This window comes from Pseudomonas helmanticensis, from assembly GCF_900182985.1.
GTDB classification, from domain to species: Bacteria; Pseudomonadota; Gammaproteobacteria; order Pseudomonadales; family Pseudomonadaceae; genus Aquipseudomonas; species Aquipseudomonas helmanticensis.
On record NZ_FXUY01000002.1, the window covers coordinates 168000 to 187866 of the forward strand.

16 protein-coding genes are annotated in these 19867 nt (G+C 60.3%); 10 read left to right on the forward strand and 6 right to left on the reverse strand.

Annotation, left to right across the window (positions count from 1 at the left end; genetic code table 11):
• Window positions 1-57: 57 nt before the first annotated feature.
• The 3 genes from amn to QOL84_RS23440 all read right to left on the reverse strand — a co-directional run bounded on the left by amn (window position 58) and on the right by QOL84_RS23440 (window position 5830).
• Entirely contained in the window at window positions 58-1557 is a 1500-nt protein-coding gene (amn, locus tag QOL84_RS23430; protein WP_283438772.1) for an AMP nucleosidase, read from the reverse strand.
• Between the two features lie 172 nt (window positions 1558-1729).
• Window positions 1730-3379 carry an acyl-CoA dehydrogenase family protein gene (locus QOL84_RS23435; protein ID WP_283438773.1) on the reverse strand — a complete coding sequence of 550 codons (1650 nt, stop codon included), beginning with the start codon at window positions 3377-3379 and terminating at the stop codon, window positions 1730-1732.
• Window positions 3380-3475: 96 nt separating this feature from the next.
• Window positions 3476-5830, reverse strand: coding sequence for a hybrid sensor histidine kinase/response regulator (locus tag QOL84_RS23440; RefSeq protein WP_283438774.1), 2355 nt, complete (start codon window positions 5828-5830; stop codon window positions 3476-3478).
• Between the two features lie 348 nt (window positions 5831-6178).
• Between QOL84_RS23440 and QOL84_RS23445 the strand changes: the two genes are divergently transcribed.
• From QOL84_RS23445 to QOL84_RS23460, 4 genes are all read left to right on the forward strand, one after another.
• On the forward strand, window positions 6179-6976 hold the full coding sequence (locus tag QOL84_RS23445) for a hydroxymethylpyrimidine/phosphomethylpyrimidine kinase (protein WP_016986138.1): 798 nt from the start codon (window positions 6179-6181) through the stop codon (window positions 6974-6976).
• Window positions 6977-6994: 18 nt separating this feature from the next.
• Window positions 6995-7618 carry a thiamine phosphate synthase gene (gene thiE / locus QOL84_RS23450; RefSeq protein ID WP_283438775.1) on the forward strand — a complete coding sequence of 208 codons (624 nt, stop codon included), beginning with the start codon at window positions 6995-6997 and terminating at the stop codon, window positions 7616-7618.
• Window positions 7619-7635: 17 nt separating this feature from the next.
• Window positions 7636-8919 carry a glutamate-1-semialdehyde 2,1-aminomutase gene (gene hemL / locus QOL84_RS23455; protein ID WP_283438776.1) on the forward strand — a complete coding sequence of 428 codons (1284 nt, stop codon included), beginning with the start codon at window positions 7636-7638 and terminating at the stop codon, window positions 8917-8919.
• Window positions 8920-9143: 224 nt separating this feature from the next.
• Window positions 9144-9698, forward strand: a complete 555-nt coding sequence (locus QOL84_RS23460; RefSeq protein WP_003228518.1) for a tetratricopeptide repeat protein — start codon at window positions 9144-9146, stop codon at window positions 9696-9698.
• A gap of 117 nt (window positions 9699-9815) precedes the next feature.
• Here QOL84_RS23460 and QOL84_RS23465 read toward each other — a convergent pair whose 3' ends face one another.
• Window positions 9816-10145, reverse strand: coding sequence for a DUF1820 family protein (locus tag QOL84_RS23465; RefSeq protein ID WP_003185742.1), 330 nt, complete (start codon window positions 10143-10145; stop codon window positions 9816-9818).
• 133 nt (window positions 10146-10278) lie between these two features.
• Here QOL84_RS23465 and miaB point away from each other — a divergent pair, with 133 nt between their 5' ends.
• From miaB to lnt, 5 genes are all read left to right on the forward strand, one after another.
• On the forward strand, window positions 10279-11607 hold the full coding sequence (miaB, locus tag QOL84_RS23470) for a tRNA (N6-isopentenyl adenosine(37)-C2)-methylthiotransferase MiaB (protein WP_122592708.1): 1329 nt from the start codon (window positions 10279-10281) through the stop codon (window positions 11605-11607).
• Window positions 11608-11784: 177 nt separating this feature from the next.
• Complete coding sequence (locus QOL84_RS23475; RefSeq protein WP_129395653.1) at window positions 11785-12783, forward strand: PhoH family protein; 999 nt, start codon at window positions 11785-11787, stop codon at window positions 12781-12783.
• Complete coding sequence (gene ybeY, locus QOL84_RS23480; RefSeq protein WP_283438777.1) at window positions 12776-13270, forward strand: rRNA maturation RNase YbeY; 495 nt, start codon at window positions 12776-12778, stop codon at window positions 13268-13270. The genes QOL84_RS23475 and ybeY overlap by 8 nt, the downstream gene beginning before the upstream one ends.
• A gap of 5 nt (window positions 13271-13275) precedes the next feature.
• Window positions 13276-14115 (forward strand): CorC family transporter, encoded by an 840-nt coding sequence (locus tag QOL84_RS23485; RefSeq protein ID WP_007909641.1) that lies wholly within the window; start codon window positions 13276-13278, stop codon window positions 14113-14115.
• A 17-nt stretch (window positions 14116-14132) separates the two neighbouring features.
• Window positions 14133-15656, forward strand: a complete 1524-nt coding sequence (gene lnt / locus QOL84_RS23490; RefSeq protein WP_283438778.1) for an apolipoprotein N-acyltransferase — start codon at window positions 14133-14135, stop codon at window positions 15654-15656.
• Window positions 15657-15743: 87 nt separating this feature from the next.
• Here the strand turns inward: lnt and QOL84_RS23495 are convergent, their stop codons facing one another.
• Entirely contained in the window at window positions 15744-16505 is a 762-nt protein-coding gene (locus tag QOL84_RS23495; RefSeq protein ID WP_283438779.1) for a YdcF family protein, read from the reverse strand.
• A 105-nt stretch (window positions 16506-16610) separates the two neighbouring features.
• Window positions 16611-16934, reverse strand: coding sequence for a hypothetical protein (locus QOL84_RS23500; protein ID WP_283438780.1), 324 nt, complete (start codon window positions 16932-16934; stop codon window positions 16611-16613).
• A 255-nt stretch (window positions 16935-17189) separates the two neighbouring features.
• Here QOL84_RS23500 and leuS point away from each other — a divergent pair, with 255 nt between their 5' ends.
• Window positions 17190-19796 carry a leucine--tRNA ligase gene (gene leuS / locus QOL84_RS23505; RefSeq protein WP_283438781.1) on the forward strand — a complete coding sequence of 869 codons (2607 nt, stop codon included), beginning with the start codon at window positions 17190-17192 and terminating at the stop codon, window positions 19794-19796.
• Window positions 19797-19867: the final 71 nt, after the last annotated feature.

Here is a 19867-nt window from a genome sequence, read left to right on the forward strand (position 1 = left end):
TAACGGTCGGGACTGACAATGCTAGTGCCCCGACCGCCAAATGACCACGACTAACCGTTAACGGAACGGCGGTTCGTCGAAGCTGCGCAGTTTGCGCGAGTGCAGCGAGTTGAGTTCGGTGCGCAGCAGGTCCACCGCTTCGATGCCGATCTTCAAGTGCTGGCTGACCGCGCGTTCATAGAAAGCGTTGGCCGAGCCGGGCAGCTTGATTTCACTGTGCAGCGGTTTGTCCGAAACGCACAGCAACGTGCCGTACGGCACCCGCAGGCGATAACCCTGCGCGGCAATCGTGCCGCTTTCCATGTCCACCGCGACAGCGCGGGACAGGTTGATCAATGGCCGCTCCTGCGCCCAACGCAATTCCCAGTTACGGTCGTCGTAAGTCAGCACGGTGCCGGTACGCAAGCGTTTTTTCAGGTCGTCGCCCTTCTCGCCGGTGACATTCGCCGCTGCTTGTTGCAGCGCCATTTGCACTTCGGCCAGTGCCGGGATCGGAATATTCGGCGGAACCACGCGGTCGAGAATGCCGTCCCGACGCATGTAGGCGTGGGCCAGCACGTAGTCGCCGATGGTTTGCGACTGACGCAGACCGCCACAGTGGCCGATCATCAGCCAGCAATGCGGACGCAGCACGGCCAAGTGGTCGGTGATGTTCTTGGCGTTGGACGGACCGACGCCGATGTTCACCAATGTCACGCCGTGGCCATCGCTGGCCATCAGGTGATACGCCGGCATCTGGTAACGGTGCCAGACCACACCGGCAGCAATCGCCGACGCTTCGCCGTGATCCATGCCCTTCTCGATGATCACGTTGCCCGGCAAGACCATGCGCACGAAACGCGGGTCGCTGCGCAGTTGCTCCAGGCCATGAACGATGAACTGGTCGACGTAGCGGTGATAGTTGGTCAGCAGAATCCATGGCTGCACATGGCGCCAGTCGCTGCCGGTGTAATGCACCAGACGGCGCAGCGAGAAATCCACGCGCGCGGCGTCGAACAGCGCCAGCGGCAGCGGATCGGTGTTTTCCCAATCGTAGAGGCCGTCGGCGATGCCATCGGTGGCGGCGGACAGGTCGGTACTCGGGAACACCCGCGCCAGCACCGCAGCGGTGACACCGGAACCGGCCAGTTCATCGCCCTGCTCGACCACATACGGATACGGAATGTTTTGCTGACTGACGCCGACTTCGACGGTCACGGTGAAGTCGTGCATCAGCGGCACAAGTTGTTCGAGCAGGTATTTGCGGAACGCCGCCGGGTGGGTGACGGTGACGCTGTAGGTGCCCGGCAATTGCACTTTGGCGTAAGCGCGGGTGGTCTGCGGCACTTCGCCCTGGCAATGATAGGTCAGACGCAGTTCGGGATAACGAAACAGGGCACGCTGCGCCGCGTCGGGTTCGACGCGATCCTTGAGGTAACGCTTGAGCGCCGAGTTCAGCGCACTGGTGGCCCGCTCATGCAGCTCGGCCAGACGATCCACGGCTTGTTCGGCGGTTTGAACAACAATAAACGCTTCGGTCACGATCAGCTTCCTGTGTTCTGACTTGCAGAGCTTCATCTTGCCTGCATCGCGGCGTCACGGGAACAGTGGCATGTTGGCAACCGCACAATATAAGCGCCACCACGATCCCTGTAGGAGCTGCCGCAGGCTGCGATCTTTTGATCTTGTTTTTAAAAGATCAGATCAAAAGATCGCAGCCTGCGGCAGCTCCTACAGGGGAATTGTGTGATTAGTCACCTTGGGGGGTTGCGCGGGTGACGAGGGCTTCGACGTCCACACCGCGTGGCAAGGCGCCGTAGACCCGGCCGCCAGCGCTCAGGCGGCTGGCAATGAAGGCGTCGCTGACCGTTGAATTTCCGGCCTCCAACAGGAGCTTGGCCTGCAAACCGAGCGCGATGTCTTCGGTCAGTTGCCGCGCCCGGTATTGAATGTCGCTGGTGTCCTTGAACTGCGCCTGCAACTGCTGAATATGCGCGGCCAGGCGTTTGTCGCCATGGCCGTCGCCGAGTTCGCTGAACAACACATCGAGCACACCCGGTTCTTTCGACAGCGCCCTCAGCACATCCAGGCATTGCACATTCCCCGAGCCTTCCCACGTCGAGTTCACCGGCGCCTCGCGATACAGGCGCGGCAGGATGCTCTCCTCGACATACCCGGCGCCGCCCATGCATTCCGCCGCTTCGTTGATCATCGCCGGCGCACGCTTGCAGATCCAGTACTTGCCTACCGCTGTTACCAACCGGGCGAATTGCGCTTCGTGACGATCATCCAGATGATCCAGCGCTTTGCCCATGCGCAAACTGAGGGCCAGCGCGGCTTCGCTTTCCAGCGCCAGATCGGCGAGGACGTTCTGCATCAACGGCTGTTCACTGAGCAGCTTGCCGCCGACCTTGCGGTGCGCGCAGTGGTGACTGGCCTGGGTCAGCGCCTGACGCATCAGCGCGCTGGAGCCGACCATGCAATCGAAACGGGTCATCGCGACCATTTCGATAATGGTCGGCACGCCGCGCCCTTCTTCGCCGACCATCCACGCCAGCGCGCCACGGAATTCCACTTCGCTGGAGGCGTTGGACTGGTTGCCGAGTTTGTTTTTCAGACGCTGGATGTAGAACTGATTGCGCGTGTCGTCCGGGCGATGGCGCGGCAGCAGGAAACAACTCAAACCCTTGTCGGTCTGCGCCAGCGTCAGGAAGGCATCGCACATTGGTGCCGAGCAAAACCACTTGTGGCCGACCAGTTCATAGGCCTGGCCCGGACCGCTGGCACCGACCGGATACGCCTTGGTGGTGTTGGCGCGCACGTCGGTGCCGCCCTGTTTTTCGGTCATGGCCATGCCGATGGTCACACCGGCCTTGTGGGCCATGCCGACGTTGCGCGGGTCGTATTGGGTGGCGAGGACTTTCGGTAGCCATTGCTCAGCGAGGTTCGGCTGCAAGCGCAAGGCCGGCACGCTGGCAAAGGTCATGGTCAATGGGCAGCCGCTACCGGCCTCGGCCTGGCTGTGCAGATAACTCATCGAGGCGCGGGCGACGTGAGCGCCGTCCTGCGGATGGGTCCATGGCAGCGAGGTCAGGCCATGCTCGATCGCCGTGCGCATCAGCTCGTGATAGGCCGGATGAAATTCCACCAGATCGATGCGATGACCGTAACGGTCATGGCTGGCAAACGTTGGTTTGTTCTGATTGGCGAGGAACCCGGCCTCCATCAGCGGCCCGCCCGCGAGCGCGCCGTAGGCATCGATCCGTGACTCGGCCCAACCGGCACCAAAGCGCCGCGACCATTCCTGCAACGGTAAGTCGATGCGGTACAGGTTGGTGCCGTCCAGCGACGGTGGCTGGTTGGTGACTTCGTGGGTTTCGGCAAACTGATGCAGGTTCATGACGGGCTCCTTTGCTCAACCAAGGAACTCAGTTAAGCACCGCGCCGAGACCTGACAAAGTGTCATACCCGCCGAATTTGCGGCGCTTTTACCCTATCAACAACACAGCACACGGCGCTCCAGCGCGGACTGCAAGTCTTCGAATTTCACCGGTTTGTTCAGGTAGTCGATCGCCGCACCGGTTGTGCAAAGCTCGCGATCAGCGTTCAACGCCAGCATGAACACCGGCAAGTGGGCGCATCCCGGCAACGCATGAATCTGGCAGCACAAGGACGCGCCTTCGTGGCTTGGCAACTGACAATCGATCAGCACCGCATCCACCGTTTCACGCTGCAGGCATTCGAGCGCCGCCGCACCGTTGTCGGCCGTGCGCACGCGAAAGCCAAGCTTGAGCAACATGCCGCGCATCACCAGTTGGTTGACGCTGCTGTCGTCCACCAGCAGCACCGTGCAATCCTGCGGCGCGCGCACGCAATCGCGGGAAGTCTGGGCAATTTGCACAGCCTCGACCACCGGCAAGGCGAACTCGACATCAAGCTGGAAACGACTACCGCGCCCGGGTTCCGAGCGATGGGTTAGCTTGCCGCCGAGTAACTCCACCAACTGCCGACAGATCGCCAGACCGACGCCCAACCCGCCGTACTCGCGAGTCATCGAACCGTCGAGCTGAAAGAAGCGCTGGTACATCGTCGCCTCGCCCAGATCGGTGAAACCGATGCCGGTGTCGATCACCGCAAAGGACAGCGCCAGACGATTGTCCGTCGACGGTTTGCCGGTGACGCGCAATGCCAGACCACCGACGCGGGTGAACTTGATCGCGTTATCCAGCAGGCATTCCAGGCATTGTGCGAGTTTGGCGCTGTCGCCGTGCAGGCGATCCGGCAGAGTCGGCAGCACATCGACCTTGAAGTCCAGCGACTTGCTCGAGGCATTGCCATCGAACTGCACGCGCAGCGCCTCGACAACGGCGCGCAGGCTGAAGCTGCCCGGCGCGGCCTTGAGCTTGCCGGCCTGCAATTCGGTGAGGGTGAGGATGCCGTTGACCATGCGCATCATGTCGCGGGCGGAACCGGCGGCGGTCTGTTGGTATTGCTCAAGCTCCGGATCCATCTCGACGGTCTGCATCAGCTCCAGCGAACCGATCACACCGTTCATCGGCGTGCGCAGTTCGTGGGTCAGGGTCGCCAGAAACTCGTCCTTGAGCTTGTTGCTGTGGGCCAGTTGCTGGTTGAGCACTTCGAGTTTCTGCCCGGCGTCGTATAGCGTCTGCGCTTGCTGTTCGCGCATCGCGTTGATGCGGTCGGCCAGCGCCAGCGACAGCAACGCCACTTCGATGGCCGAACCGATCTGGCTGGCGTACATGGTCAGGAACACGTTCGGCAGCAGGCCGAGCACCATCAGCGTGTTGACGATGCCGCCGAGCAGAAACGCCGACCAGGCAATGATGAAGTACCGCGCCACGCGCAAACCGCGCCACCAGGCCAGAATCCCTGCGGCAAAAATCACCACGGTGAAGGTCAGGGCCAGCGTCGTCGCCAGGCGCAGGGCCAGCGCGTAACTGGTCATCAGCGACAGGCCGATGACCAGCGCACCGAATGCAATCAGGCCGATCAGCAAACGGTCGAGCCAGCGGCTGTGGGTTTTGGTCTGCAGGAAGCTGCGGGCGAACTGGCTGCCGAACAGGCCGGCGCAACCAATGAAAAACGGTGTGGCGGCGTTGGCCCACCACGGATTGTCTGGCCAGAAATACTCGACCGCCGCGCCATTCACCGACAGTTGATAGAGGCCGAACGAGGCAATGTAGAAGATGTAATAGAGGTAACTGGTGTCGCGCACGCTCAGATAGATGAACAGGTTGTAGACCACCATCCCGAGCAGTACGCCATAAATAATGCCCAGCACGTACAGGCGCACCGGCTGGTCTTCGAGGTAGGCAGTGCTCGACCACAACGTCACCGGCGCCTGGATCGAACCTTCGCTGGCCAGTCGCAAGTACACGGTTTGCTGTTGATCCGGTTCGAAAGCCAGGTCGAACAGGTAGTTGTTCTGGCGAATTTCGCGGCTGGCGAACGGCCAGGCGTCACCGGTCTGGCGGACGAGGCGATAGTTGCCAGCGGCATCGGCGAGGTACAGGTCGAGATGATCGAGCGGTGGATACGCCAGTTCCAGCAACCAGGTGCGTTGGGCGGCAGGATTGCTCGGGCGATAGTGCAGGTCGATTTTCAGCCAGAACGCCGAGCGCGAGTAACCGGCGTTGAGCGTGGCTTTATCGTGAGGTTTGAAATTGCCCGCGGCAGCTTGCGCGCGAACATCGGCAATGTTCGCCTGACCGCTCGGGTCTTCGAACACTTGCAGCGACCGGCCCAGAGGGAGGCTCTGGGTAAATTCGTCGAATTCGACGGCGCTCGCCATGAGGGGCAAGCAGAACAGCAACATCAGCAAATAGCGCATTGAAGCCCCAGCGTGGCTCGTCCGGTTGTGTCAGGAAGCCCCCCATTCCTTTTGAGTAGACGTAAAACCGGTATTACCTGTTATTGGTTTGGATCCAGACTAGCATAGCCGTTGATGGCCATTGAGCACCATTGAAATTTTTCCTACAAAGGCTCTAGAACGGGCGTTCCAGAGCAAAGTAGCGAGCTAGAGCTGTTGGGTTGGTCAGGTAGATCAAAAGATCGCAGCCTGCGGCAGCTCCTACTGGGAAAACCCAGATCCATGCAGGAGCTGCCGCAGGCTGCGATCTTTTGATCTTGCTCCGCCAGCCACACCCGAAAATCAGCTTTGGTGGTAAGCTCGCGCACCATGAATATCTACAGCTCCCGCCCCGTTGTCCTCTGTCTCTCCGGCCACGACCCAAGTGGTGGCGCCGGCTTGCAGGCAGATATCGAAGCCCTGCTCGCGCAGGGATGCCATGCGGCTCCGGCCGTCACCGCCCTGACCGTGCAAGACACCGTCAACGTCACTGACTTCCGCGTCCTCGACCGTGAGTGGGTATTGGCTCAAGCCAATGCCGTGCTCAACGACTCCGAAGTCGCAGCGGTCAAACTGGGCATGCTCGGTTCGCTGGAAATGGTCGACACCGTTGTCGAACTGCTCTCGGCGCACCCGCATTTGCCAGTGGTCTGCGACCCGGTGCTGCGCGCCGGTGGCGGCGGACGCCTGGGCAAGGACGAGGTCGGCTATGCGATGCGTGAGCGTCTGCTGCCGCTGTCGATCATTGCTACGCCTAACCTTCCTGAAGCCCGCATCCTCGCCGAACTGCCCGAAGGCACGGCGGATGAGTGCGCTGAAAAACTCCTGCCGTTCGTCAAAAACCTGCTGATCACCGGCGGCCACGGCGACGAAACTGAAATCCATAATCGCGTGTACAGCCGCGATGGCCTGCGTGAAACCTTTGTCTGCCAGCGTCTGCCGGGCAGCTATCACGGTTCCGGCTGCACCTTGGCCAGCGCCCTCGCCGGCCGGCTGGCCCAAGGCGAACACCTGGCCAGCGCCGTACGCAGCGCACTGGATTACACCTGGCGCACCCTTCGCGATGCCGAACAACTGGGCAAAGGCCAGTTCGTCCCGCGTCGCTTGCCGCTGGATTTCTGCTCGTAACGTCGTGAGGTCTGCCCGATGAAACTACGTGGCCTGTATGCCATTACCGACAGCGAATTGCTGGCCGGCAAGTTTCTGTCCTATGTGGAGGCGGCGCTGGAAGGCGGCGTCACCCTGCTGCAATACCGCGACAAGAGCAACGACGAGGCCCGCCGTCTGCGCGAGGCCGAAGCGTTGCGCGATCTGTGCGAGCGCTACAAAACGCAACTGATCATCAACGATGACGCTGAACTGGCGGCGCGCCTCAACGTCGGTGTGCACCTCGGTCAGACCGACGGCCCGTTGTCGCCGACCCGCGCCCTGCTCGGTTCGAAAGCGATCATCGGTTCGACCTGCCACGCGCAAATCGCGCTGGCCGAACAAGCCGCCAAAGAAGGCGCGAGCTACGTCGCCTTCGGTCGCTTCTTCAATTCCAATACCAAGCCCGGCGCGCCGTCCTGCAGCCTCGATCTGCTCGACGACGCCAAGCGCACGCTGCACCTGCCGATCTGCGCGATTGGCGGCATCAGCCTCGACAACGCTGCGCCACTGGTGGCCCACGGGGTCGATCTGCTTGCCGTGGTTCACGGTTTGTTCGGTGCCGAGAGCACCGCCGAAGTGACCCGCCGCGCCCGCGCATTCAACGAATTGTTCAAATCCTGAAGATTGAGAGCCCGATCATGTCTCGTTCCGAAACCCTGTTTGCCAACGCCCAGAAACACATTCCCGGTGGCGTCAATTCGCCAGTTCGCGCGTTCAAGAGCGTTGGCGGCACGCCGCTGTTCTTCAAACACGCTGAAGGCGCTTACGTTACTGACGAAGACGACAAGCGTTATGTCGATTACGTCGGCTCGTGGGGCCCGATGATCCTCGGCCACAGCCATCCGGACGTGCTCGACGCGGTGCGCAATCAGCTGCAACACGGCTTGTCGTACGGCGCGCCGACCGCGATGGAAACCGAGATGGCCGATCTGGTCTGCTCGCTGGTGCCATCGATGGACATGGTGCGCATGGTCAGCTCCGGCACCGAAGCGACCATGAGCGCAATCCGTCTGGCCCGTGGCTACACCGGTCGCGACAGCATCATCAAGTTCGAAGGTTGCTACCACGGTCACTCCGACAGCCTGCTGGTCAAGGCCGGTTCCGGCGCACTGACCCAAGGCGTACCGAGCTCGGCCGGTGTGCCGGCAGCGTTCGCCAAACACACCCTGACCCTGCCGTTCAACGACATCGACGCGGTTGAGCAGATGCTCGCCGAAGTTGGCGAGGAAGTGGCGTGCATCATCGTCGAGCCGGTGGCCGGCAACATGAACTGCGTACCACCAGCACCAGGTTTCCTCGAAGGCCTGCGCTCGCTGTGCGACAAACATGGCGTGGTGCTGATTTTCGACGAAGTGATGACCGGTTTCCGCGTCGCCCTCGGCGGTGCTCAGGCGTACTACGGGGTCAATCCTGACCTGACCACCTTCGGTAAGATCATCGGCGGCGGCATGCCGGTCGGCTGCTTCGGCGGCAAGCGTGAAATCATGGAGCGCATCGCGCCGCTGGGCCCGGTGTATCAGGCCGGCACGCTGTCGGGCAATCCGTTGGCCATGGCCGCCGGCTTGACCACGCTGCGTTTGATCAGCCGTCCGGGTTTCCACGCCGAGCTGACCGACTACACCACGCGTCTGCTCGATGGCCTGCAACAACGTGCCGATGCCGCAGGCATTCCGTTCGTGACCACTCAGGCCGGCGGCATGTTCGGTCTGTACTTCAGCGGCGCTGACGACATCGTCACCTTTGAAGACGTGATGGCCAGCGACGCGGCACTGTTCGGTCGTTTCTTCCACTTGATGCTGGAAGGTGGCGTGTACCTGGCGCCGAGCGCGTTCGAAGCCGGTTTCACCTCGATCGCTCACGGCGAAGCCGAGTTGCAACTGACGCTGGATGCCGCCGAGCGCGCTTTCGCTGCATTGAAGTAATCGCCGTACCGCTGACGTTGGCTATTGCCAGCGTCAGCTTTCACCTACAACCGCACGGTTTTTCCGACGCTCTGCCAAAAATCCCTCATAAAGTGGGCGATATATTCCCCGCGCAGCAGAAAAACGAGTAAAGACTTTGTAAGGTTGGCCCTGCTTATTTCATAATGCGCGCTTATTGGATCCCTCGATGGGTCCGCGTGCCCTTCAGAGGTAAGTCGATTCCCATGAACCGCACCGGCCGCACCCTTGCCTTGGGCTGCCTGTTGCTCCTTCAGCCCCTGCTCGCGCATGCACAAGCAGGCGGCAACTCGTTGTTGATCCCGGCGATGGGTCGTTGCACCCTCAATACTCAGCCGCAAGACGTCACGCAGGCACTGGCCGCCTGCCAGAAAGCGGCGGACGAAGGGGATGCGCAAGCGCAATACGAGTTGGGTGAGTTCTACTACGACGGCAAGAATGCGCCGCGCGACCTCAATCAAGCCCTGAGCTATTTCGAAAAAGCCTCGTTGCAAGGCCACGCTCAGGCGCAATTCAAACTGGGCACCATGTTCTTCCACGGTGAAGGCGTGCAGGCCAACAATATTCAGGCGTACATCGTTTTGAAAATGGCTGCGGTCAACGGCGCTGAAGATGCGCTGGACACGGCCGACGAAGTTTCCGAAAAGATGTCCCGCGAAGACCTCGAGACCGCCACGCAGGTGCTCGGGCAAATTTTCCGTAAATACCTGATGGAATTGCAGAGCGCCGATGGGCGTACACCGTTCTCGCCTCTTCCCTGATCAGCGATAGTTCCCACGCTCTGCGTGGGAATTCATCCCGTGACGCTCCGCGTCACCGACGCAGAGCGTCGAAGGCGGCATTCCCACGCAGAGCGTGGGAACGATCATCTGAACGGCTTACTTCTCAGGCATCGGCATCGGAAACGGCATCACATTGCCGACCGCACCACGGGCTTCGCTGATTTTCGGGGTGCCCAGACGTTCCACTTCGTCGATGCGCACGATCGAATGCATCGGCACAAAGCTGCGTACCACGCCTTCGAACTGCGCCTTGAGCTTTTCTTCGCTCGGGTCGACGACCACTTGCGTGCGCTCGCCAAAGACGAACTCTTCCACTTCCAGAAAGCCCCACAGATCACTTTGATAGATCTGCTTGGCGTACATTTCGAACACCTGGCCCTGGTTGAGGAAAATCACCTTATAGATTGGAGCTTCGCGTTTGGTCATGGCGGGGGGATAACATCGGGGATAAAAATGAGGGCGCAAACTATAGCATAGCCTCCGGACGCACAGCGGTAGGAACCTGAGGGCTTGTTCCCTATAATGCCGGGTTCTTTGAATCACGTGACGACACTAATCCATGGCCAAGAAGCTTTACATCGAAACCCACGGTTGCCAGATGAACGAGTACGACAGCTCGCGCATGGTCGATCTGCTGGGTGAACATCAGGCCCTGGAAGTCACCGCACGCGCGGAAGACGCCGACGTGATTCTGCTCAACACCTGCTCGATTCGCGAGCGCGCGCAAGATCGCGTGTATTCGCAGCTGGGTCGCTGGCGCGAACTGAAACTGGCCAACCCGGACATGGTGATCGCCGTCGGCGGTTGCGTGGCCAGCCAGGAAGGCGCGGCAATCCGCGATCGCGCCCCTTACGTCGACGTAGTCTTCGGCCCGCAGACCCTGCACCGCCTGCCGGAAATGATCGACGCTGCGCGCATCACCAAACTGCCGCAAGTCGACGTGTCGTTCCCGGAAATCGAAAAATTCGACCACCTGCCCGAGCCGCGCATTGATGGCCCGAGCGCTTACGTGTCGGTGATGGAAGGTTGCAGCAAATACTGCACGTTCTGCGTGGTGCCTTACACCCGTGGTGAAGAAGTCAGCCGGCCGTTCGACGACGTGATCGCCGAAGTCATCCACCTTGCCGAAAACGGCGTGCGTGAAGTGACCTTGCTCGGGCAGAACGTCAACGGCTATCGCGGTACCACCCATGACGGTCGCCTGGCTGATCTTGCCGAACTGATTCGCGTTGTCGCCGCCATCGATGGCATCGACCGCATTCGCTACACCACTTCGCACCCGTTGGAGTTCTCCGACAGCCTGATCCAGGCCCACGCCGACGTGCCGGAACTGGTCAAGCATCTGCATTTACCGGTGCAATCGGGTTCCGACCGGATTCTCGCGGCGATGAAACGCAACCACACCGCGCTGGAGTACAAATCCAAGCTGCGCAAACTGCGTGCCGCCGTGCCGGGGATCTGCATCAGCTCGGACTTCATCGTCGGTTTCCCCGGCGAGACCGAGAAAGATTTCGAACAGACCATGAAGCTGATTGCCGACGTCGGTTTCGACTTCTCTTACTCTTTCGTTTATAGCCAGCGTCCGGGCACACCGGCTGCCGATCTGGCCGACGAGACCCCGGAAGAGTTGAAGAAGGAGCGCCTGAACGCGCTGCAACATCGCCTGAATCAGCAAGGCTTCGAGATCAGCCGACAAATGGTCGGTTCCGTTCAGCGCATTCTGGTGACCGATTATTCGAAGAAAGACCCGGGCGAGCTGCAAGGGCGTACCGAGAATAATCGTATCGTCAACTTCCGCTGCGACAATCCAACCCTGATTGGCCAGTTCGCCGACGTGCACATCGACGCGGCACAACCGCACTCGCTGCGTGGCTCGCTGATTCAGTAACAGCAAAAGATCGCAGCCTTCGGCAGCTCCTACATGGATCGCATTCTCCTGTAGGAGCTGCCGAAGGCTGCGATCTTGACGGTCTCGACGCCAAGAATATTTAAGAGCTTTCGCACCCAGGCCTCTGGCGTTATCCTTGATTTCATCTTAATTGCCCCAGGGCGGCTAAATACGACCTTGAACGCACCCATAGAACCACATCGTTTTATTCTCGAGCCCTTTGAGGCACGCCGCTTCGCCAATCTGTGCGGGCAATTCGACGAGCATTTGCGCTTGATCGAACAGCGCCTGACCATCGAGATCCGCAACCGCGGAAACCAGTTCGAGCTGATCGGCGACCCCAAGCACACCACGTCTGCGGAAAACCTGCTGCGCCGCCTGTACCGGGAAACCAAGGGTACCGAGCTGTCGCCGGACCTCGTGCACCTGTTCCTGCAGGAATCAGCCGTCGTCGAGCTGGACAACCACGCCCCCGCCGAAGCCTCCGTCGCCCTGCGCACCAAGAAAGGCATGATTCGCCCACGCGGCTTGAATCAGTTGCGCTATGTGAAGGAAGTCCTCGGCAACGACATCAACTTCGGCATCGGTCCGGCCGGTACCGGCAAGACCTATCTGGCCGTGGCGTGCGCCGTCGATGCACTGGAACGCGAGCAGATCCGCCGCATCCTGCTGGTGCGCCCGGCGGTTGAAGCCGGTGAAAAACTCGGCTTCCTGCCCGGCGACCTGTCGCAGAAGATCGACCCGTACCTGCGCCCGCTCTACGACGCGCTCTACGAGATGCTCGGTTTTGAATACGTGGCCAAGCTGATCGAGCGCCAGGTGATCGAAGTCGCGCCGCTGGCCTACATGCGCGGTCGCACGCTGAACAACAGCTTCATCATCCTCGACGAGAGCCAGAACACCACCGTCGAACAGATGAAGATGTTCCTCACCCGTATCGGCTTTGGCTCTACGGCCGTCATCACCGGTGACATTACCCAGGTCGACTTGCCGAAAGGCACCAAGTCAGGCCTGCACCATGTGATCGAAGTGCTGAAAGACGTGCCAGGCATCAGCTTCACCCACTTCCAGCCTAAAGACGTCGTGCGCCATCCTTTGGTCCAGCGGATCGTCGAAGCCTATGAGCGCTTCGAAAACCGTGACGAAGCACCCAAGGAAACCTCGCGAAATGCTTGAGCTAGACCTGCAAATCGCGACCGAAGCGCACGCGCCGAGTGAGGCCGACTTTCGTCTGTGGTGCGAACTGGCCCTGCGCCAGCGCACCGCCGACTCGGAAATGACCATTCGTCTGGTCGACGAGGAAGAAGGCCGCGAGCTCAATCACACCTGGCGCCATAAGGATTACGCGACCAACGTCCTGTCGTTCCCTGCCGAAGTGCCCGACGAGTTTCTCGATATCCCGCTGCTCGGCGATCTGGTGATCTGCGTGGCCGTGGTCGAGCGTGAAGCTGCCGAGCAAGGCAAGGAACTAAAGGCCCATTGGGCACATCTGGTCATTCACGGTTGCTTGCATCTGCTCGGTTACGACCATATAGATGACGAGGAAGCCGAAGAAATGGAAGCACTGGAACGCGAGTTGCTTGCCGAATTGGGTTATCCCGATCCGTACGCGGACGACGAAACCGAAACATCCCCTATCGTTACAACAAAGGATTCAGAGTAATCGCTATGAGCGAAGATCGATCGAGCAACGGGCAGAAGTCATGGCTGGGTAAACTGACCCAGGCTTTTGCCCACGAGCCGAAGAACCGTCAGGAGCTCCTCGAGCTGCTGCGTGATGCACATCAGAACAAACTGCTGGACAGCGAAGCGCTGGCCATCGTCGAAGGCGCCATTCAGGTAGCTGACCTGCAAGTACGCGACATCATGGTGCCGCGCTCGCAGATGATCAGCATCAAGGCGACCCAGACACCGCGTGAATTCCTCCCGGCCGTGGTCGACTCGGCCCACTCGCGCTATCCGGTCATCGGCGAAAGCCATGACGATGTGATGGGCGTGCTGCTGGCCAAGGATCTGCTGCCGCTGATCCTCAAGGAAAACGGCGACAGCTTCAACATCAAGGATCTGCTGCGCCCGGCCACGTTCGTGCCGGAGTCCAAGCGCTTGAACGTGTTGCTGCGTGAATTCCGCGCCAACCACAACCACATGGCCATCGTCATCGACGAATACGGCGGTGTGGCAGGTCTGGTGACCATCGAAGACGTGCTGGAACAGATCGTCGGCGACATCGAAGACGAGCACGACGTCGAAGAGGACAGCTACATCAAACCGCTGCCCAGTGGCGACTTCCTGATCAAGGCGTTGACGCCGATCGAGAACTTCAACGAGTTCTTCGACAGCGAGTTCTCCGACGACGAGTTCGACACCGTCGGCGGTCTGGTGATGAGCGCGTTCGGGCACTTGCCAAAACGCAACGAAATCACTGAAATCGGCGCCTATCGTTTCCGCATCCTGAACGCCGACAGCCGTCGGATTCACTTGCTGCGACTGACCCCAATCGCCCGGTAAAAAATCTAAGGACTGAAATGCGCTGGACAACCCGCCCCGGCTGGCCCGGTAATCTGCTGGCCGTGGCGGCCGGTGCAATCACCACCTTCGCTCTGGCACCGTTCAATATCTGGCCGCTGGCTTTGCTCGCGGTCGGTCTGTTCTATGCCGGTTTGCGCGAGCTGAGTCCGCGTCAGGCACTGGGCCGTGGCTGGTGCTTCGGTTTTGGCCTGTTCGGCGCCGGCACCAGCTGGATCTATTACAGCATTCACCATTTCGGCGGCGCTTCGGTGCTGCTGGCCGGGTTCCTGATGCTGCTGTTTACCGCCGCGATTGCCTGGTTCTTCGCCCTGCCCGCCTGGATTTGGGCGCGCTGGTTGCGCCGTAACGAGGCTCCGGTGGCCGATGCCTTGGCATTTGCCGCGCTGTGGGTGGCTCAGGAAATGTTTCGTGGCTGGTTTCTTACCGGTTTCCCGTGGCTGTACTCGGGTTACAGCCAGCTCGACGGCCCGCTGTCGGGGCTCGCGCCAGTCGGCGGTATGTGGCTGGTAGGGTTCGTTCTGGCATTGACGGCGGCGCTGATCTACAACGCGCCGCGCTTGCTGCAAAGCGGTCGTAAAGGGTTCGTCGTTGCCGGCCTGCTGCTGTTGATCGGGCCGTGGATCGCCGGTATTGCGCTCAAGGGCCACGCCTGGACCAGCCCGTCCGGCGCACCATTAAGCGTTGCGGCGATTCAGGGCAACGTTGCACAAAGCATGAAATGGGATCCGGCCGAGCTCAATGCGCAATTGGCGCTGTACCGCGATTTGAGCTTTCGTTCAAAACCGGTCGACTTGCTGATCTGGCCAGAAACCGCCGTGCCGGTGCTCAAGGAGTCCGCCGAGGGCTACCTGAGCATGATGGGTAACTTTGCCGCCGAGCGTAAATCGGCGCTGATCACCGGCGTGCCGATTCGCGAAACGGTTCGTCACGAACGACGCTTCTTCAACGGCATCACTGTGGTGGGCGAAGGCGATGGCACTTACCTGAAGCAGAAATTGGTGCCGTTCGGTGAATACGTGCCGTTGCAGGACATCCTGCGTGGCTTGATCGCGTTCTTTGATTTGCCGATGTCCGACTTCGCTCGCGGCCCGGCCGATCAGGCGCTGCTGCAAGCGAAGGGTTATCAGATTGCGCCGTTCATCTGTTACGAAGTGGTGTACCCGGATTTCGCCGCCGGTCTGTCGGCACGCAGCGATCTGTTGCTGACGATCAGTAACGACACCTGGTTCGGCACCTCGATTGGCCCCCTGCAACATTTGCAGATGGCGCAGATGCGTGCGCTTGAGGCCGGTCGCTGGATGATCCGTGCGACCAACAACGGCGTTACCGGATTGATCAACCCGTTCGGGCAGATCACCGAGCAGATTCCGCAGTTCGAACAGGGCATTTTGTATGGTGAAGTGGTGCCGATGCACAACCTGACACCGTATCTGCAATATCGCTCGTGGCCGCTGATGATTGTCTGCTTGCTGCTGTTTGGCTGGGCACTGATGGCGAGCCGGATGTCGAAAACCCTTTAAAGCAAAAGATCGCAGCCTGCGGCAGCTCCTACAGGGAAAAATACAAATCTCATGTAGGAGCTGCCGCAGGCTGCGATCTTTTGCTCTTCAGCGGTAAAACAGCGAATACCCCACCTGCCCCACCGCTTCATTCAACAACTGCCCGCTCTGCCAGATCGATTTGAATTCCGGCAACCAGCCACCAAACGGTCGGGCGTTATCAGTGCCCAAAAAACCCACCGGCGCCGGCACCACTTCAAATCCTGCCTGCTGAAAACTCCACACCGAACGCGGCATGTGCCAGGCCTGCGTGACCACGACCACACGCTTGATCCCCTGCGGCAACAAAATATCGGCGCTGAACTTGGCGTTTTCCCACGTGGTACGGCTTTCACCTTCCTGCCAGCGCACCGTTACACCGAAATCGTCGAGTAACGAATCCGCCATCAACTTCGCCTCGGTCGGCGGCGTGCCGTAATGCAAACCACCGCTGGTCAGGATCGGCAAGCCCGACGCCTTGGCCAGCCGCGCCGCATAACGCTGACGCTCAAGCCCGACACCGGTGGGTTGATCCTCGCCCCAGGCGAGATCACCCCGTTCGCGCCCGGAACCCAACACCACAATCGCATCGGCGCGTTGTGCCAGCGTCGCCCACTCTGCGCGGGCCAACGGCGGTTCACGCTCCAGCGCCTTGGCGCTCCACTGCACGACGACTGGCAGGCTCATCAGCCAGAACCCGCCCAAACCCATGGCAAAACACACACCGGCCAGGCGCGGGCGTGAGCGACGCAGCCACCATGCGACCAACAGCAGCAATAAAAAAATGCCGGGAGGCAATAAAAGTTGTTTGATGAAATAACGAAAGGTCATCGGGCATCTCCAGAGATGCCCGAAGCCTAAGTGGGTTAATAAAACGCGACAACCGATAGGTTGGGATCCTGTTGAAAAAGATCCGTTTTTTGACCTGCCATGCGCTTACTTGGCCTGCAGAGAGCGAACCTTCATGGTGTCTCTGCCGGGCGCCTTGTCCTTGAGCCAGATGACCTTGGCCGAATGTGCTGCATCGAGCTGCTTCACTGCTTGCGAGAGGCATCCATGCGTTTCACGTTCACTGCGATCCAGATAGGCCTTGACCAGTTTGAACTCGGCGGGGCTCAAGCCACGCAATTCCAGTTCCAGGGGGCGCTCATCGCGCAGCCGGTCAGCGGTTTTTACGGCGTCCAGGGCCATACCCAGACGATCGATCAATCTTTCGTACAGCTCGGGTTTCGTTACGTTTTTTTTCCGTTGCTCCACCATCCCTCACCTCATTGAAGATAAGACTCACTCCCCAGTTAGAGCTTAGCTTCGCTGTACAAACCGGCGGTACGCCGCGACCAACGGCCCCCGGTACATGTATTGCGGCGTATGTAGCTGTAATCAGGGTTTCCCTAGGCCAAGCGCGGTCATGTATGCTACGGCGCTTCCTGTAATTCCACTTCCAGCTCGTCCGGGCCAACCCCGGAACCTGCGTTGAAGAGGATTAGGCCACCCCTATCCAGTACAAAAGTAGCCATGCACGAACAATATCAGCCCCGTGAAATTGAAGCCGCCGCCCAGTCGTTCTGGGACGAGCAAAAGTCCTTTGAAGTCAGTGAACAGCCAGGCAAGGAAACTTTCTACTGCCTGTCGATGTTCCCTTACCCCAGCGGCAAGCTACACATGGGGCACGTGCGCAACTACACCATCGGCGACGTGATCTCCCGCTATCAGCGCATGCAAGGCAAGAACGTTCTGCAACCGATGGGTTGGGACGCCTTCGGCATGCCGGCAGAAAACGCCGCGATGAAAAACAACGTAGCGCCCGCCAAGTGGACCTACGAAAACATCGCTTACATGAAGTCGCAACTGCGCAGCCTTGGCCTCGCGGTCGACTGGTCGCGCGAAGTGACCACCTGCAAGCCGGATTACTACCGCTGGGAACAATGGCTGTTCACTCGCCTGTTCGAAAAAGGTGTGATCTACCGTAAAAACGGCACCGTGAACTGGGACCCGGTCGACCAGACCGTTCTGGCCAACGAACAGGTCATCGACGGTCGCGGCTGGCGTTCCGGCGCGCTGATCGAAAAGCGCGAAATCCCGATGTACTACTTCAAGATCACCGCCTATGCGGATGAACTGCTGGAGAGCCTCGACGAACTGACTGGCTGGCCGGAACAGGTCAAGACCATGCAGCGCAACTGGATCGGCAAATCCCACGGCATGGAAGTGCAGTTCCCGTACAACGTCGACTCGATCGGCGAAGCCGGCACTCTCAAAGTCTTCACTACCCGTCCCGACACCCTGATGGGCGCGACCTATGTCGCCGTCGCTGCCGAGCACCCGCTGGCCACCCTGGCCGCGAAAAACAACCCTGAACTGCAAGCGTTCATCGCTGAATGCAAGGGCGGCAGCGTTGCCGAAGCCGACGTCGCCACGCAAGAGAAAAAAGGCCTGCCGACCGGCCTGTTCGTCGAGCATCCGCTGACGGGTGAAAAGCTGCCGGTGTGGGTCGCCAACTATGTACTGATGCACTACGGCGATGGCGCTGTAATGGCGGTACCGGCGCACGACGAGCGCGATTTCGAATTCGCCCACAAGTACAGCCTGCCGGTGAAATCGGTGGTGCGTACCAGCTCTGGCGAGACCAACCCGGCCCCGTGGCAAGATGCCTACGGCGAGCACGGCACGCTGATCAACTCCGGCGAATTCGACGGTCTGGACTTCGCTGGCGCGTTCGATGCCATGGAAGTCGCGCTGATCAAGAAAGAACTCGGCGCCTCGCGCACCCAGTTCCGCCTGCGCGACTGGGGTATCAGCCGCCAGCGTTACTGGGGCTGCCCGATCCCGATCATCCACTGCGACACTTGCGGTGACGTGCCGGTGCCGGAAGATCAACTGCCTGTCGTCCTGCCGGAAGACGTGGTGCCGGACGGCGCCGGTTCGCCGCTGGCGCGCATGCCTGAGTTTTACGAGTGCACCTGCCCGAAATGCGGCCAGCCTGCCAAGCGTGAAACCGACACCATGGACACCTTCGTCGAGTCGTCGTGGTACTACGCCCGTTACGCCTCGCCGCACTTTGAAGGTGGCCTGGTGGAAAAATCCGCAGCCGATCACTGGCTGCCGGTCGACCAGTACATCGGCGGTATCGAACACGCGATTCTGCACCTGCTCTACGCGCGCTTCTTCCACAAGCTGATGCGCGATGAAGGTCTGGTGAGTTCCAACGAACCGTTCAAGAACCTGCTGACCCAAGGCATGGTGATCGCCGAAACCTACTATCGTCGCGAAGCCAACGGTGCCTACACCTGGTTCAACCCGGCGGACGTGGAACTCGAGCGTGACAGCAAAGCCAAGGTCATCAGCGCCAAGCTGAAATCCGACGGTCTGCCGGTGGAAATCGGCGGCACCGAGAAGATGGCCAAGTCGAAGAACAACGGCGTCGACCCACAGTCGATGATCGATCAGTTCGGCGCCGACACTTGCCGCCTGTTCATGATGTTCGCTTCGCCGCCTGACATGAGCGCGGAATGGTCCGACTCCGGCGTCGAAGGTTCGCACCGTTTCCTCAAGCGCGTCTGGCGTCTGGCGCAAGCCCACGTGACCCTGGGCTTGCCAGGCAAACTGGATGTCGCCGGCCTGAACGACGAGCAGAAAACCGTACGCCGTTCGATCCACCTGGCCATCAAGCAGGCTAGCCACGACGTCGGCCAGAACCACAAATTCAACACCGCCATCGCCCAGGTGATGACGCTGATGAACGTGCTGGAAAAAGCCGCGCAAGGCACCGAACAGGATCGCGCACTGCTGCAGGAAGGCCTGGAAGCGGTAACGCTGCTGCTGGCACCGATCACTCCGCACATCAGCCATGAGCTGTGGAATCAATTGGGTCATGCTGAACCGGTGATCGACGCAGGCTGGCCGGCGGTGGACGAAAGTGCACTGGTACAGGACAGCCTGACCCTGGTTATCCAGGTCAACGGCAAGTTGCGTGGCCAGATCGAAATGCCGGCCAGCGCCACCCGCGAAGAAGTCGAAGCCGCCGCGCGCACCAACGAAAACGTGCTGCGTTTCGTCGACGGACTGACCATTCGCAAGGTGATCGTGGTTCCGGGCAAACTGGTCAACATCGTCGCCAGCTAAATTGGATTGGGCGTCAGGTCCGCCTGACGCACTGTAAAACCTTTCGGGCCGCAAGGTCGGCCCACATGGTT